Consider the following 16,181-nt stretch of genomic DNA (forward strand, 5'->3'; position numbering starts at 1 on the left):
GAGGGTTTATGTCAAAGTAGCGGAAAAGCGGGTCAGGGAAAATAGCTATTTATCAATCAGCGATTTGCGCTAAAGTGACCGTTAACAGGCTGAGTCAGTAATATGCTGATTCAGCGCTTCTTTATTATAAAGGGGTGATAATGGTAATCCGCTTTTCGTTGACGCTAACGGCCCTGAGCCTGCTTAGCGCGTCCATGCCGATCTTCGCAGCCGATGTTCCCGCCGGTGCCCAACTTGCCGCTAAACAAGAAATTGTCCGCCATATTAAAGATGAGCCCGCCTCGCTCGATCCCGCTAAAGCCGTAGGTCTGCCTGAAATACAGGTAATGCGCGATCTGTATGAAGGGCTGACCAGCCAGGATGCGCACGGCAAAATTGTGCCCGGCGTGGCACAGAGCTGGAGCAGCAGTGACAACAAAGTCTGGATCGTTACCCTGCGAAATAATGCCCGCTGGTCTGATGGCGAACCGGTGACGGCGCAGGACTTTGTCTACAGTTGGCAGCGCGTCGTCGATCCTAAAACCTCTTCTTCTCAGGCGTCCTTTATTGCGCTGAGCGGCCTGAGCAATGCGGCAGCAATCACCAAAGGCGACATGCCACCGGATAAGCTGGGTGTGACTGCGCTGGATAAAAATCGCCTCAGGATTACGCTGACGCGTCCGGTTCCCTGGTTTCCTGCCATGCTCTCCAGCGTTGCTTTTTATCCTGTGCCGCAAGCTGTGGTTGAAAAAGAGGGTGCGCAGTGGACGTTGCCGGGCAAACTGGTGGGCAACGGCGCTTACCAACTCAGCCAACGGGTTGTGAATGAAAAAATTGTCCTGGAGCGTAATCCGCATTACTGGGACAACGCCCACTCCGTCTTAACCAAAGTGACCTTTGTGCCCATCAATGAAGAGTCCAGCGCCACCAAACGCTATCGTGCCGATGATGTGGATATCACGGAATCTTTCCCTAAGAACATGTATGCGCTGTTGAAAAAGACGCTGCCGGGCCAGGTCTTTACGCCCGATCAGCTGGGAACGTACTATTACGCCTTTAATACCCAGAAAGGGCCAACCGCCGATGTTCGTGTCCGCAAAGCGCTGTCGTGGAGTATCGATCGCGCCGTCATCGCCGAAAAAGTCTTAGGCACGGGGGAAAAACCGGCATGGCATTTCACGCCGGACGTGACGGCAGGCTTTAAACCGCTGCCCACGCTGCAGCAACAGCACAACCAAAAAGAAATGGATGCCCAGGCCAGAGCGTTGCTGGCTGCCGCCGGCTACGGCCCCGGGAAGCCGCTCAAGCTGACGTTGCTGTATAACACCTCTGAAAGCCACCAGAAAATAGCGATTGCGGTGGCCTCAATGTGGAAGAAGAATCTCGGCGTGGACGTGAAGCTGCAAAACCAGGAGTGGAAAACCTACATAGACAGCCGTAACAGTGGCAACTTTGACGTTATTCGCGCCTCCTGGGTAGGGGATTACAATGAACCCTCGACCTTCCTGAATCTGCTGACCTCAGGCAACAGCAGCAATATTCCGCGTTTCAGCAATGCCGAATATGATGCGGTACTTGCAAAAGCGAGCATGGAAACCAGTGAGCAGGCACGTAACGCTGACTACAACCGGGCAGAACAAATCATCGCTGATCAGGCACCCATCGCGCCACTTTATCAGTACACCAATGGTCGTCTGATTAAGCCGTGGGTGAAGGGTTATCCGATTACCAATCCCGAAGACGTTGCCTACAGCCGCGAGCTGTGGATAGAGAAGCATTAAGAGATAGCGGCCGACATGCGGCCGCCTTTTGACATCTTTGTATACAGGCTGAAGATTGCAACTCAATCCCGTCACGCTAGACTGTATCGTATTGATTTTGATAGTGGGGTGACGTTGTGGATGTGATTCAAGGAAAAGCGCTGAAGGTGACCGATGCCATCATTTCCTGCCAGTTGGATGGCAAGGGCGGCATGGTGCCGATTGACGAAACGCAGTTGCTGCACGACGAGCATCCGTGCTGGTTACACCTCAACTATACGCATCCGCGTAGCGCAGAATGGTTGCAGTCAACGCCCCAGATTCCGGATGCCGTGCGCGATGCGCTTGCCGGTGAAAGCATGCGCCCGCGGGTTAACCGCCTGGGCGATGGTTTTATGATCGTTCTGCGCAGCGTGAACCACAACAGTGACGCACGTCCCGACCAGCTGGTGGCGATGCGGGTTTTTATCAACGATCAGCTGATTGTATCTACCCGCCGCCGCAAAGTGTTTGCCGTGGACGAAGTACTGACCGATCTGCAAAACGGCAACGGGCCGGTTAACTGTGGCAGCTGGCTGGTGGAGGTTTGCGATGCCTTAACCGGTCACACCAGCGAATTTATCGAAGATTTACATGACAAAATCATTGAGCTGGAAGATGCCTTACTGGACCAGCGTATTCCACCGCGCGGTGAGCTGGGCCTGTTACGCAAGCAGCTGATTGTGATGCGACGTTATATGGCACCGCAGCGCGATGTCTTCTCCCGTCTGGCAAGTGAAAAACTGCCCTGGATGGACGATAGCGAACGCCGTCGAATGCAGGAAATTGCCGACAGGCTGGGACGCGGCCTGGACGATCTTGATGCTGGCGTAGCCAGAACCGCCGTACTGGCAGATGAAGTCGCCTCGGTAATGGCAGAATCCATGAACCGCCGAACCTATACTATGTCGCTGATGGCGATGATCTTTCTGCCTGCTACCTTTTTGACCGGCCTGTTTGGTGTCAACCTGGGCGGCATTCCCGGCGGAGCGTGGCGCTATGGCTTTAGTGTCTTTTGTCTTTTACTCGTGCTGCTGGCGTTGGGTGTAGCAGGCTATCTGCGTAAGCGACGCTGGCTATAAGGCCGTGGGAAGAGGTGCAGGGGGCGTTGCGCAGGAAAATCACATTAACAGGGCTAAAGCTGATCGACATCAATATCTGCGATGCGCAAAGCGCGCAAAATCTCTCCCGCAGGTGAATGCAACGTCAAGCGATGGGCGTTGCGCTCCATATTGTCTTACTTCCTTTTTTAGAATTATTGCATAGCATTTTTAATTCGAAATACGCCGGCTAACTCGCCGGCTTTTTTTTGTCCGCTGGCTGAGATGTCAATTCTTTCCTAAGCTTAAAATCCATTCGCTACAGAGGAGAACGGCATTATGGCGATACACAGCAGCGAGCCAATTCCGACCGATCCGCCCCCCATTCCGCAGCCGCAACCCGATCCGCCACCGGATCCTGAGTTTCCGCCGGTAATGGACCCGCCCCCTCACCGCAACGTATAAAAAAAGGGCACGCGACATGATGCGTGCCCTTTGCCTTTAACGAATAGATAAACGTTACTTAATTTCCAGCACGTTAAGACGTTCGCTGACAGCCGGGGTTTCTTCCTCATCGGCACGCCAGCCAACCGGGTTGACCGGTAGCGTTTCACGATCAAATGCCAGATCGCCACCGTCGACTACCGCGTCACCGTGTTGAATGCCTTTGAAATCAAACAGGTTGATATCGGCAAGGTGAGAAGGCACGACGTTTTGCATGGCGCTGAACATCGTTTCAATACGTCCAGGATAGCGCTTGTCCCAGTCGCGCAGCATATCGGCGATAACCTGGCGTTGCAGATTAGGCTGTGAACCGCAAAGGTTGCACGGGATAATCGGGAACTGACGGGCTTCTGAGAAACGAATGATATCTTTCTCACGGCAGTAAGCCAGAGGACGGATCACGATGTGCTTACCGTCGTCGCTCATCAGTTTCGGCGGCATACCTTTCATCTTGCCACCGTAAAACATGTTCAAAAACAGCGTTTGCAGAATGTCATCACGATGGTGACCTAGAGCAATTTTGGTACAACCCAGCTCCGTGGCGGTGCGATACAAAATTCCACGGCGCAGACGTGAGCATAGAGAGCAGGTCGTTTTACCCTCGGGAATTTTATCTTTAACGATAGAGTAGGTGTCTTCTTCAACGATCTTGTACTCAACACCTTGCGCTTCAAGATACTCGGGCAGGATATGACCTGGAAATCCTGGCTGTTTTTGATCCAGATTAACCGCCACCAGGCTGAATTTCACCGGCGCACTTTTTTGCAGGTTACGCAGGATTTCCAGCATGGTGTAGCTGTCTTTGCCGCCCGACAGGCACACCATGATGCGATCGCCTTCCTCAATCATATTAAAATCAGCAATAGCCTCGCCGACGTTACGACGCAAACGCTTCTGAAGTTTGTTGAGGTTGTATTGCTCTTTCTTATTAATTTCCTGATCTTGTTGCATTTTATTCAATCTCTAAAACCAAAAGGGGCATGCAGGGGGCAACGTTTTTAAAGGGCAAGCTGACTGTTGAGCATCTGCACCTGATCGGCGTCCAGTTCATGTATCCACGAAGTATCGACTTCATAAACCCTTAGCGCGCTTTCATGCCCCAGCTGACTCGTAATAAATGATGGATTTGCGCTAGCGGCAGTAAACAGCCTGCAGGCAAAAGTATGCCGCGTATGGTACGGATTCCGGCGACGAATGCCAGCACGTTTTACTGCTGCGTTCCAAAGATGAGCGATGCGTGTTACGCCATAAGTGAGATGGCCTGAAACAGGAATCGGTTAACGATGACAGGGAAATGACCTACAGCACTGAAACAGCTGAGGCAGTTCAGACAGACTACATCGTGCCCGTTCGCCATGGCTGGATTCTCCTCAGCCCTGGAACAGACTTAGATAAAGGGAATGGGGCACGTGGGAACGGATAATGAAGTGCAAAAGAAATCGACCACTTTATGCTGCTTTTTGAAAACTCAGTAAACACCTAACACAACCACAACTGCCGCCGACAGACTTACCAACTAAAGCGCTCATGCATAACATTACCATTTTAAATATTTTACAAATATAAACATGATGAATATAGCAAATATACCAACAGGCCATAGAGGCCCATCAGGGAATACCTGAAAAAAAGCAACTGCAAATATTAAAACGCAAATTGGTGGCGCATAAAGCGAAAATAGCTGTTGAAACAGCCACAAAAAAGCTTTCTTAATAAATGACATCATGGCTACCTAATCATTCTTTCAATGATTTTAGCAATATCTGCATCTGATGCCCATTGAGCCCGGAACGCGTCGGCACGAATAAATATGGGCTCACGCAGGAAATTCTATGACACCTGTTAACGCACGATCTAATTTAGATGCCAATATGTTATTGGCTTGCAAGTAATCTATTATTTCGTCCCTGTAATACATTTCCTTATCCTTTTCGTTGTCCTTAATGTTCGTGCTATCGACCCGCCGTTACTAAATGAAAGCCATAGTAATGAGAAAAATTTAACCCTGTATAATTTATGGTTATTGAGTTTTTAAGTAAACATTAAAATTGCTCATAGAAGAGTATTCACGCTAAAAATTATTGGAATTCATAGGCTCCACAAATCTCTCAACCGTAAAGCTTGATCAAAATCATGAATTGATATTGCAGTATTTATATACAGATAAAATTGGAGCGCAAAAAAATGCACCGTGACTACGAAATCATAATTGCTTTTCGCCAGGCTATTAAGCGCGACTGCAAAGGGCGCTCCACACTCAGCACGCTAAATTTTGTTCGGGAATTTGATCGCCTAAACTGGTCTTATACGCTATACGCTATACGCTATACGCTATACGCTATACGCTATACGCTGCAAACAAATGGATTGAAACGCACACTACAACCTTTCGCGATATTTCAACGTTAGCGGGTGAGGAAAGAAAGGGTGTTCCAGGTTTTTAACCCTAATGGCGGCTTCTGATGTCCGCCCTGGTTGACGTTAGTTCGTTTTGTGCGAGTTGCGAGGCTGTTTTCAGGCCAGACCTCCGCAGTAAGGCGGTGGTAACTCTGAGTAATAAATAGAGTGTTTTTTCAACTTTATATTCCCTCAAAACATAAAGTTATGAGGGATTGAAATCACACTGACATTACATCCATGTACTGTAAACTTTATTCAATACGGCTTTCATTTTTTCAGGTATACCTTCATAGTCATCCCCCCATGTTAAAGTATGGCGATATGCATTAAATGGCTTTTCAGATTCTGGAGCTGGATAGCCGAGGAGGTCCTCAATACACTCCTCAACAGCAATCACTTTGTCAGGAGAACCAGCAGCACGAAGAATATGGGGGTTAAAAATCTCAGCCCCCTTAACTCCAGAGTCTCGGTCATGTATAACTATAAAATCGACTCCCAGAGCAGAGAGGTATTTTAATAACCCTATTATTGCAGCTTTACCTCTGGCTTTAATAATCTCTGAACTTGTCATGATTCGGTTTCTTACTTCAACAGGCATTCTTCTTACTGCTTCGCGAAAAATTAGCTCTTCGGTATCCCCTTCGACAACTATTACTTTACGCGTAAAAAACACTCTTGATATATGATCGTCTAACCTAATTACCATTTTCACATGATCTTTATCTTCGCCTTGTAGTTTTTTATATTCTTCAGTAACAGAAAATGGGTTAATCGTAGTATGTGATTTATCATAATGAAATCTGTTGAGTACTTGCCTCGGCTTTCTAGATAAATCAATAAGATATGGAGAGTGTGTGGTTGAAACTATTTGAGATGAGTTTCCGGATAGTTCATAAATTAAGTCTCTCATTTGATTTGCTGCGCTCGGATGGAGATAGATTTCAGGTTCTTCGAAACCGATGATGAGACTCCTTTCATCTCCGCCTCTTTCTCTCAGCCACTGTTGTCTGAACCTCAGTAATCCAAAAACAGCTGCCCTAACCATCCCCGTACCTTGATTTGATACAGAAGTCTTTATATTACTTGACATCTCTATGGAAAATGTCGGTGATAATGCTGTATCGGGATTGGATAAGTCGGCTGATGCATAAATTTTAGACTCAGGGAAAACGCCGCATAATACAGCATTGAGTGCTGACATCATTTTACCAAATTCAGATTGTTCATCTGAAGGGTTTAACTCATTAGCTAGTTCGTTCAAACAAGCTTGTGCTTGTTTGTAATTTTCAGATATTCCACGTACATCTTTAAACAACTCATTGAGAGTTTTTTGTAAAACTCCTGACTTACCTTCAATTTCTGATGCACCTGAGTCTGCAGGAATTAATAAAAAACTTGGTAACTTAGAGAGAACAACACCACCTATTCCTCCTGGGTTTTTATCCCAAACTTCCTCATCATTTAGATCCCATATATCATCAATTAACTCTAGTTTACCTTTTTCTGATGCGCTTAAATTTTTGTCCAAATCTAAAAAAAATTCTTTTATTAACTCTTCGTTTATTCCTGCATCTATAAATTGTTGGGGTTTCTTTAGTTTTTCAAATTCTTTTTTTATACTTCTCTTTAAAGATTTGAGTTCTACAATTGCATCGTCTCCCAAAGAATAACTCTTTCTGTAAGTAATGCTCTTTCCAGTCTCATCACTGTCTTCTGGATCATATTCAAAAATTCTTCCTTTGAAACCTCTCCAAGCTTTGGCTGAATCAGGAACATTACGAAATTCAGCTTCAAGGATAACTGTTTTACAACATACTTTATTTTCACCGGTTTCCTGATCAATTTCAGAGCAAAAACAATCAAGATCCATTGTCTTTTTATTAGAAAGAAGCCATTCAATTGCTTTCAATACGGTGCTTTTACCAGCATTATTTGAACCAATGAGAAATGTAGCATCACCAAATCTAACTTCTGCATCATTGATTCTCTTAAAACCATTAATTTTTAACGTGTGTAATCTCATAAAATCTGCCCAAAACAATTAAGTGTGTGTAAATGTTTCTGAAACTATAAATAATTAACAAATTTAATGTGATGATGCAACCTAAAAATTAGAGACTGAGTTTAAACTGTGAGGTCAATCTTAGAGTTCAAATTCCCCATAATGCATAAGCAAGGGCGCTAAAAACCCCAATGGGTGCTCTATATTTCAAGCTTAAGAACGAATTCAGACGTTATAACGTGCGGGCTTGACGCCGATATGAGTAATCGCGTCATGACGACGCTGGAGGACATGGCTTATATTCAATTGACGAGGTTTTCATGCTGCTGGATGGTATGCAGCGTCTAACCTCTCTTGATGATCTGGGGCTCAGGATACGTGCAAGGATCAATAAGGAAACTCATCTGATCGTAGGTGTTGGTATTGCTCAAACCAAAACACTTGCAAAGCTGGCTAACCAAGCTGCTAAAAAGTGGACTAAGATGGTCTGTGTGCTGGACTTATCGAACATAGACAGGCAAAGAAAACTGCTGGCACTGGTGCCTGTTGAAGACGTCTGGGACGTCGGCCGGCGCATAAGTAAAAACTTAATGTTATGGGAATAACAACGACAAAAGACCTTGCGGAACATAGCACGTACGCCATCAGGAAGCATTTTAACGTCGTACTGCTGGAACCCACAGTCAGGGAGTTACGCGGCAAACCCTGTTTAGAGCTTGAGGAATTCGCACCAACCAAACAGCAGATTATGGGTTCACGGTCAGTTACTGAATCAGCTTTGCCGGTTGCGGATAATAAAAATCCCGGTATTACGGGCTGATAGTCATTTGATTTAGTCGTAGCCGCCTTCCTGATATTGCGGACTATCGCCTGGTCGATCCTTTAACCAAAATACAATCCCTACAGCTATAAGAATGGCCAGAATTATAATTATATAAGTCATCATACATTCCCTCGTGTCAGCAACCATTCAATCTTATAGGCGTACAGTTTGTGTGTGTAATCGTATGTGCAGATCAATTATGCAAAAACGATCGGTAAAAACGATCAATCACAGATGCTTTAACCAAAAAAAATCACTTATACATCATAGAGGTTACAATTCTCACAATTGATGTGTATTGATTAATACAGATGATGGCTGATGCTGGGTATCAGTAGAGAAAGAAAGGGATACAGGAAAATGCTCCGTGACTACAAAACGATGATTACCTTTCGTCAGATCTTGAACGCGACAGCGGGGCAATACACCGTCAGCTTTCATTAAAGTAAAAAACCACAAATCAAAAGTTAATATAAGCGAAGATTTTTAACCAAGGTTATGTGAGCGTTAACAGTATCCAGTATTTTTGTTGGAGCCAATCTTAATTTCTGTCAAGTAATTAATTCTTTTCAGGGTGCTGTGATTAATTATTGAGTTTAGTTTTTTTTGCTTTATCTTTCTTCGCTGTAATATACATATGAAGTTGATTAGCTTCCTTGTTGCAACGAACTGAAAACAAATATGGCAAATAGAATAACAGATAAGCAGCATATAAAACTTACTTACATAACACATTTTTATTGCAATCAAGATAATATTGATTCTGTAATAAGCCTTCTCAGGAAATACGAAAAGATGCCTGAAGAAGTATTGCAGGTCACAGAGTTTGTAATAGTAGACGACTGCTCTCCTTTAAAGTATGAAGTACCTGAGTTTAGACTGAATCTGACCTGGCTGTGTATAGACAGTGATATTAAGTGGAATCAGGGTGGCGCAAGAAATTTAGGGGTCACTTATGCCAAATCAGACAAAGTATTAATAACTGATCTCGATCATGAGTTACCGGAAAAAACGTTCCGTTATCTCATCAATCATAAAAATCCAGATCGAAATTTTTACAAGATTTATCGAAGAAATCAGCGAGGTTTTTACAAAGGCCACAGTAATTTGTTCTTTATTTCTCGCGCAAGATTTATGCGTTTTTGGGGTTATGATGAAGAGTTTTCAGGACACTATGGCGCTGAGGATTACAGGTTTGTAAAATTTCATAAATATCATGGTTCACGTCAGCGTTACCTTCCGAAGGCTTATTTTTGTCTTGAGCGGAACCTCGACAGGAATGATTCATATCATTCACTTATCAGGGATTTAAGCACTAACACACCTGTAGACAGCAAGAAACATTACGAGGTTTGTACATATGGCTATGAGCACGGCCACAGTAGATGTTTTCTTAACTTCACATGGCACATTGTAAAATCGACATCAATTCCTGCTCCAGCTTTTAAAAGAGATGTTGTCTGGCAAAAATTGTGGTGGCTTCGTTTCTTATTTAAAGCGCTAGCGAGATAACATTTTATAACTAAGTAAAGCCCGGCAAGCGGGCAATGACTCAACAGCATCTGCCTAAGTTGCACTCCGGGGGAGTGCGATTAAACTCTGGTCATACTCCCCCGTTTTGGCTTACGTCATTGGAGTTTTTATCATCTTTTGAAGACAGCGATGAGCTTTCTACAAGCGGCATAGAGTATGAATGAATAAACGAGAAGGACCGCGACCAACGTTGCAAAAGTAATCGGATCTGATCCGCTTTCATAAGTATCTGTTATAAGGCCATGAAGGTGCGAATATGACCAGCCGACTATTGTCTGGGTTAACGCGTTCAGAGGCATTTTGTATGCTGAAAGCCAGAAGGCTAATAAGAAGCACACGATAAACAGCGCAGTGTTTTTAATGAATCTGGCATTTTTCAAAATCATATTTCCCTAATACAACTATGCTTCCATATACAGACAGTGGCAGACTTCGACGATGAATAGTGGTTTTGCGTCCGCCCAGCAGAGAGCGCACATATTGAACCTCATGAGTACTTTCAGAGTCTATCAATCTATGCGACACCTGAGCAAAGTTATCCCGTCAATGTGGCTGGGTCACTCAACGTTGTTTGCACAGGTGTCAAGGGTAATGATCTGATGCCAGCCTACACCGATTACATCATTTCCAGCGACTGCACGCCTTTAACTTCCATAATTTTGTCATACAGATGCGCATCGCTGGATTTGCGGGACAAGGTCACCTGCACGCTTAATTCACACTGGCCGCTTTCTTCATCCCGGTTAATCACCGAAATATTACCGTAGCGAATGCCTTCGCGTTGCATTACCAGCAGGACCAGTGGCACGCTCTTGGCCTTAAGATAAACAATCAGCGTGTGATGTTTGCCAATCAATAAATGGCTCAGGCGGCGGAACACCTCCAGCACCACCAGGGCCAGTACCGTACCGTAAATCCCAATCTCATACATGCCGCTCCCGATTACCAGTCCGATAGCGGCGGTAACCCACAGTCCGGCCGCCGTGGTCAGGCCTTTTACCACCTGTTTTTGAATCAGGATGGTGCCTGCGCCAAGAAAGCCCATACCACTCACCACCTGTGCCGCGACGCGGCTGGGATCGAGGGCGACGTGATCTTTTATCAACATATCCGCAAAGCCATATTTGGACACCAGCATAAACATGGCGCTGCCGATACCGACCAGGATGTGGGTCCGCAATCCGGCTTCTTTGGCGCGCATCTGGCGTTCCAGGCCAATCAGACCGCCCAGAATCCCAGCCAAAGCGATACGAATCAGCATATCCATTAACATTGTTTTTCTCCGGTAATCATCATGCTTAGATAAGTGCAGTTACGTGACAGTGTGATAACAGGATAATTCTGCTTGCAATTAGCCGTCATATTTTTTGTAAAAAGCTGTTTCTTCTATCGACCCCGCGTCAGGCCTGACATATTCTTGCTTAGCCTTTAACTCACCTTCCCGGAGTCTGATTGATGAAAGCCGCTACTTTTCTGCTGGCTGGTGCCGCGTTGCTACTGTCTGCCTGTAGCAGTAACAGCGACGACAACGAGCCACCACAGCAAGCTACTGCCGCCCATGTTCAGCCACACGTGGTGATGTCGTCTATGGCAGAGGCAAACTGTGCCAATGCAGGAGGTACCCTGGCGTTTTCAAGTCAACTGGACGGTTCGCGCATCGGGATGTGCCAGTTAGTTAACGGCCGTCGCTGCAGCGAGCAGGCGTTGATCGGTGGCAACTGCGCACGCTAAATGAAGCAGGCCGGATGGTGCCGGCCCACCGCGTCAGGCGGTAACTTGATTTTGACAGGATTCTCCCCGGTTGAGCTGACTGATATTTTCCAGTGTGGTTTCTGAAATCGCGGTCAGGGCTTCGGCTGTCAGAAAAGCCTGATGGCCGGTAAACAGCACATTGTGACAGGCTGACAGACGGCGGAAAACATCATCCTGAATCACATCATTCGATTTATCTTCAAAGAACAGGTCCCGCTCATTTTCATAAACGTCCATGCCGAGCGCACCAATTTTTTGCTGTTTCAGCGCGTCAATTGCGGCCTGAGAATCAATTAATCCTCCCCGGCTGGTATTGATGATCATCACGCCATCGCGCATCTGTGAAAAAGCCTGCGCATTCAGTAAATGGTGATTTTCCGGCGTGAGTGGACAGTGCAGCGTTATCACGTGCGACTGTGCAAACAGGGTTTTCAGATCGACATACTCTGCGCCGAGCGCTAAAGCCTGCTCGCTCGGATAGGGATCGAAAGCCAGCAAACGCATGCCGAACCCTTTTAATATGCGCAGAGTGGCAATGCCAATTTTGCCGGTGCCGATGATTCCGGCGGTTTTGTTATGCATATTAAAACCGGTCAGGCCATCCAGGGAAAAATTGGCATCGCGGGTGCGTTGGTAAGCGCGATGAATCCGGCGGTTTAACGTCATCATCAGTCCCACCGCATGTTCGGCGACGGCTTCCGGGGAATAAGCCGGTACACGCACGACCTGCAGTCCCAGCGCCGCAGCGGCATCAAGGTCGACGTTATTAAATCCCGCACAGCGCAGTGCAATGTATTTGACGCCAAGCGCGGCCAGCTCTTCCAGTACCGGACGGCTACCGTCATCATTCACAAAGATACAAACCGCATCACAGTCTACAGCCGTCTTCGCTGTGGTTTCGCTGAGTAAAAAATCAAAGAAGACCAATTCGAAACCATACTGTTGGTTGACCTGTTCAAGATACTTCTGGTCATAGTGTTTAGTGCTGTATACGGCGATTTTCATCGTTGTGCTCCTGAAAAGGGGATGCAACAAGAATAACGTTTTCTGTTACTTTTTGCTGATACCTGTTTACCTTAGGGGGTGAAACCTTCACCTTCCCGGCGTTACGTGCCATCATTATTCTCAGGATATTGAGAAAAAAAGGATTCTTGTTTTCATGCCGCGGATTTTCCGTCGACGTCTCGCCGCTGTCCTGGCGCTGATAGTGTTGCTGCTGGGATTATTGCTGACCATTACACAGTGGCTGCCGCGTCTGGTTGGCATTTGGCTGCCTGTCGGCACACGCGTCGAACTGGAAGGCGCGCCGCGCTGGCGCAACGGACAGGTCGTGTTTCCCCAAATCCATTACCAGGTGGGGGACTGTCGTCTGGCGAGTGTCAACCACGCGGCCCTTGGCTGGCAGCACTCGCGTTGGCAACTTAATGCGGAGCAGGTGACGCTACAGAGCGAATGTCTTCAACGGCTTCCTGAAACGGAAAACGCGACGGACGCGCCCAAAACGCTGGCCCAGTGGCAGGCAATGTTACCGGGCGCTGACATCCATATTGGCAAACTCACGCTCTCTCCCTGGCAGGATTATGCCGGGGGGCTGGATCTGACGCTGGATTCATCCCGCCAACAGTTGCACTACCGCGGCACCAACTTGCAGCTCGATGCCACCTTACAGGGCCAGCAGTTGAATATTAGCCAACTGACCTTGACGCATCCGGCATTACCCGAACCGCTGAGCCTTAATGGTCACTTCGAACTGCCTGAATATGCCAACGGCTTACCCGTTAACGGCGAGATTACCGGCATGCTGGCGCTGGCGGCTTTTCCACAGCCGGTGCAAGCCGCATTAAGCTGGCAGCATCAGCGTGGTGTGCTCAATATTACTACGGCGGGAACTGACCAGCCCTTGCTCGATCTTCCCTGGCAGGCCAGCCGCGATCGCATAACGATTGAACGCGGGGAATATTACTGGCCACTTGCGGCGCAACCGCTGTCTGGCTTTGTGAATCTGACGCTGAACAACTGGCAGGCCGGCCTGGATGCCACCGAGATCAGTGGGCGTCTTAATATGTTAACCCAGGGACGCGGCGGCAAAGGTAATGTGGTACTGGGAATAGGGCCGGGCCATCTCAGCCTCACGCAAAGCCAACTACCTTTACAGCTGACGGGTGAAAGCAAATTCTCTGCGATGCAGCTTTTTGGCACTATTCCTGGCGAGCTGAACGGCTCGTTACTCAACCCGCAACTGACGGTAAAACCCAAAGCGCTTTTACGCCTGCGCGGGCGTTTACTCTCCACGCTGGAAGTCGATGAAGCGCGCTGGCCGCTGGCAGGTATACGTTTATCCTCACAAGGGATCTCCGGACGCCTGCAGGCAATTCTGCGTGCCCACGATCCCAGCTTTGGCCGGTTTACTCTGCATCTTGATGGTGGCGCGCATAACTTTTGGCCCGATTCGGGTGTGTGGAACTGGCGCTATTGGGGCGAGGGCGAAATGCGCCCCTTGCAGGCGAAGTGGGATGTGAACGGCACCGGCGGCTGGCGCGATACGCTGATTCATCTTGATCGCTTGTCTACAGGGTTTAACCAACTTGAATACGGTGGCGTTCGGGTTGAAAAGCCCCGCTTAACGCTGACGGCACCGGTCAACTGGCAGCGTGATGAGCGCCATCCATCATTTAACGGTAAGTTCCAGATGCAGGCAGGGGAAACGCGCTTTAGCTACGGCGGCTGGCTGGCAGATTCCACCCTCGACTTTGCGGCAACAGGCCGCGATCCAGGTCATTTCGTCTGGGGCGGACAGCTGAAAGCGGGCAAGGTCGGACCGGTGCGTGTTAACGGTCGCTGGGACGGCGAGCGTTTACGTGGACAGGCCTGGTGGCCAACCCAGTCGCTGACGGTATTTCAGCCGCTGCTCAGTCCTGAACTGAAAATGAAGATTCAGTCAGGTGAGTTGCGCGCCCAGGTAGCATTTTCTGCCGCGGCTAAGCAGGGCTTTCAGGCTGGCGGACACTGGACCGTGAAAAACGGCAGCGTCTGGACACCCGACAGCCAGGTCAACGGTATCGATTTTTCCCTGCCTTTCCGTCTACAACATCAGCAGTGGCATTTTGGACGTCGCGGGCCGGTTTCATTACGTATCGCTGAAGTCAAAAACCAGTTTGCCATGCAGAATATTCGGGTCGATTTACAAGGTGCTTATCCTTGGCGTGAAAGCGATCCGCTATGGTTACAGGATGTCAGCATGGATCTGCTGGACGGCCAGATCACGATGCCGTCATTACGGCTGCCGCAGCACAGCCCGGCGCGCGTTTCTCTGCGAAACATCAGCCTGAGCAAGCTTGTCAGTGCTATTGATCCCAAACAGTTTGCCATGTCAGGAAGCGTGAACGGCGAATTACCGCTGTGGATCAATAATCCTCGCTGGATCGTTGAAAACGGCTGGATAGCCAACAGCGGGCCACTAACCTTCCGCCTGGATAAAGACATGGCCGATGCCATTACCCGTAATAACATCGCCGCTGGTGCGGCAATGGACTGGCTGCGCTATATGGAGATTTCGCGTTCGTGGGCCACCCTTAATCTGGATAATCTCGGGGAGCTAACCATGGAGTCGCAAGTGAAAGGCACCAGCCGTTTCAGTAATCGCACTCAGACCGTGAATTTAAACTATCGTCATCAGGAAAACCTGTTCCAGCTGTGGCGCAGCCTGCGTTTTGGCGATAATTTGCAATCCTGGGTGGAGCAAAACGCCACCTTGCCGTCGAAAAAGGATCAATCACCATGAGCCTCAGGGCTGTACTGCTGATGGTAGCCTGGCTACCGCTAACGGGTTGCGTGCCGCGCATTGAAGTGACCGCACCGAAAGAGCCCATCACCATTAATATGAATGTGAAAATTGAGCATGAGATCCACATTAAAGTGGACAAGGATGTCGAAGCCTTACTGAAAAATCAGAGCGGCCTGTTCTGAGGAGAGCCAGCATGAAACGCATCGGTATTGCACTTTTACTGGCGACGACGATGAGCCAGCCCGCCTGGGCTTTAACGCTTGATGAGGCGCGTCAGTCAGGTCGGGTGGGCGAAACCCTGTCGGGCTATATTGCGCCGCGATCAGACGACAGTGAAACGCTGGCGCTGGTTAAACGCATTAATGACGGACGAAACGCCGAGTACCAACGTCTTGCCGAGCAGAACAATCTGAAAACAGACGACGTGGCCCGAATTGCGGGACAAAAGCTGGTCACGCGTGCGGCTGCGGGTGAATACGTGCGCGGCATTAACGGTCAATGGCTAAAGAAATAACCTGGCCGGGCGAGACATTTCAGGCATAAAAAAACCGGGCGGGTGCCCGGT

At 48.1% G+C, this 16,181-nt stretch carries 11 protein-coding genes and 2 pseudogenes; 8 read left to right on the plus strand and 5 right to left on the minus strand.

The genetic code is table 11. The annotated features are described in order from the left end of the window. Positions 1-140 precede the first annotated feature (140 nt). The gene (locus QNH99_RS10905; protein WP_063879734.1) at positions 141-1,760 is read left to right on the plus strand and encodes a peptide ABC transporter substrate-binding protein; all 1,620 of its coding nucleotides are present in this window, start codon (positions 141-143) and stop codon (positions 1,758-1,760) included. A 116-nt stretch (positions 1,761-1,876) separates the two neighbouring features. Further along, on the plus strand, positions 1,877-2,860 hold the full coding sequence (gene zntB / locus QNH99_RS10910; protein WP_063879733.1) for a zinc transporter ZntB: 984 nt from the start codon (positions 1,877-1,879) through the stop codon (positions 2,858-2,860). A 477-nt stretch (positions 2,861-3,337) separates the two neighbouring features. On the opposite strand, the gene ttcA is transcribed toward zntB, so the two are convergent. The 3 genes and pseudogenes from ttcA to QNH99_RS10925 form a co-directional block, all read right to left on the minus strand. After that, positions 3,338-4,273 (minus strand): tRNA 2-thiocytidine(32) synthetase TtcA, encoded by a 936-nt coding sequence (ttcA, locus tag QNH99_RS10915; RefSeq protein WP_109716401.1) that lies wholly within the window; start codon positions 4,271-4,273, stop codon positions 3,338-3,340. A 47-nt stretch (positions 4,274-4,320) separates the two neighbouring features. Continuing rightward, a pseudogene (locus QNH99_RS10920) lies at positions 4,321-4,572 on the minus strand (site-specific integrase); the annotation flags it as partial. A gap of 1,379 nt (positions 4,573-5,951) precedes the next feature. Further along, positions 5,952-7,745 carry an ATP-dependent nuclease gene (locus QNH99_RS10925; protein WP_410516644.1) on the minus strand — a complete coding sequence of 598 codons (1,794 nt, stop codon included), beginning with the start codon at positions 7,743-7,745 and terminating at the stop codon, positions 5,952-5,954. Between the two features lie 149 nt (positions 7,746-7,894). Here QNH99_RS10925 and QNH99_RS10930 point away from each other — a divergent pair. Together QNH99_RS10930 and QNH99_RS10935 are read left to right on the plus strand one after the other, a co-directional pair. After that, positions 7,895-8,496: pseudogene (locus QNH99_RS10930) on the plus strand (DNA polymerase V subunit UmuC); the annotation flags it as partial. A 732-nt stretch (positions 8,497-9,228) separates the two neighbouring features. Continuing rightward, positions 9,229-10,059: a glycosyltransferase gene (locus tag QNH99_RS10935; RefSeq protein ID WP_410516645.1), complete on the plus strand. Its 831-nt coding sequence runs from the start codon at positions 9,229-9,231 to the stop codon at positions 10,057-10,059. A 637-nt stretch (positions 10,060-10,696) separates the two neighbouring features. Here the strand turns inward: QNH99_RS10935 and QNH99_RS10940 are convergent. Beyond that, positions 10,697-11,353, minus strand: coding sequence for an MgtC/SapB family protein (locus QNH99_RS10940; RefSeq protein ID WP_063879730.1), 657 nt, complete (start codon positions 11,351-11,353; stop codon positions 10,697-10,699). A gap of 182 nt (positions 11,354-11,535) precedes the next feature. Between QNH99_RS10940 and QNH99_RS10945 the strand changes: the two genes are divergently transcribed. After that, positions 11,536-11,811: a DUF333 domain-containing protein gene (locus QNH99_RS10945; RefSeq protein WP_063879729.1), complete on the plus strand. Its 276-nt coding sequence runs from the start codon at positions 11,536-11,538 to the stop codon at positions 11,809-11,811. A gap of 33 nt (positions 11,812-11,844) precedes the next feature. Here the strand turns inward: QNH99_RS10945 and QNH99_RS10950 are convergent, their stop codons facing one another. Next, positions 11,845-12,837 (minus strand): 2-hydroxyacid dehydrogenase, encoded by a 993-nt coding sequence (locus tag QNH99_RS10950; RefSeq protein WP_063879728.1) that lies wholly within the window; start codon positions 12,835-12,837, stop codon positions 11,845-11,847. Between the two features lie 154 nt (positions 12,838-12,991). On the opposite strand from QNH99_RS10950, the gene QNH99_RS10955 reads away from it, so the two are divergent. The 3 genes from QNH99_RS10955 to QNH99_RS10965 are packed head-to-tail and all read left to right on the plus strand — an operon-like array spanning position 12,992 to position 16,130. Further along, a complete protein-coding gene (locus QNH99_RS10955; protein WP_410516646.1) occupies positions 12,992-15,613 on the plus strand; it encodes a YdbH family protein in 2,622 nt (873 codons plus the stop codon). Beyond that, a complete protein-coding gene (locus QNH99_RS10960; protein ID WP_063879726.1) occupies positions 15,610-15,798 on the plus strand; it encodes a YnbE family lipoprotein in 189 nt (62 codons plus the stop codon). The genes QNH99_RS10955 and QNH99_RS10960 overlap by 4 nt, the downstream gene beginning before the upstream one ends. An 11-nt stretch (positions 15,799-15,809) precedes the next feature. Beyond that, entirely contained in the window at positions 15,810-16,130 is a 321-nt protein-coding gene (locus QNH99_RS10965) for a YdbL family protein (protein WP_096010553.1), read from the plus strand. Positions 16,131-16,181 lie beyond the last annotated feature (51 nt).

The organism is Pantoea allii (assembly GCF_046529425.1).
GTDB classification, from domain to species: Bacteria; Pseudomonadota; Gammaproteobacteria; order Enterobacterales; family Enterobacteriaceae; genus Pantoea; species Pantoea allii.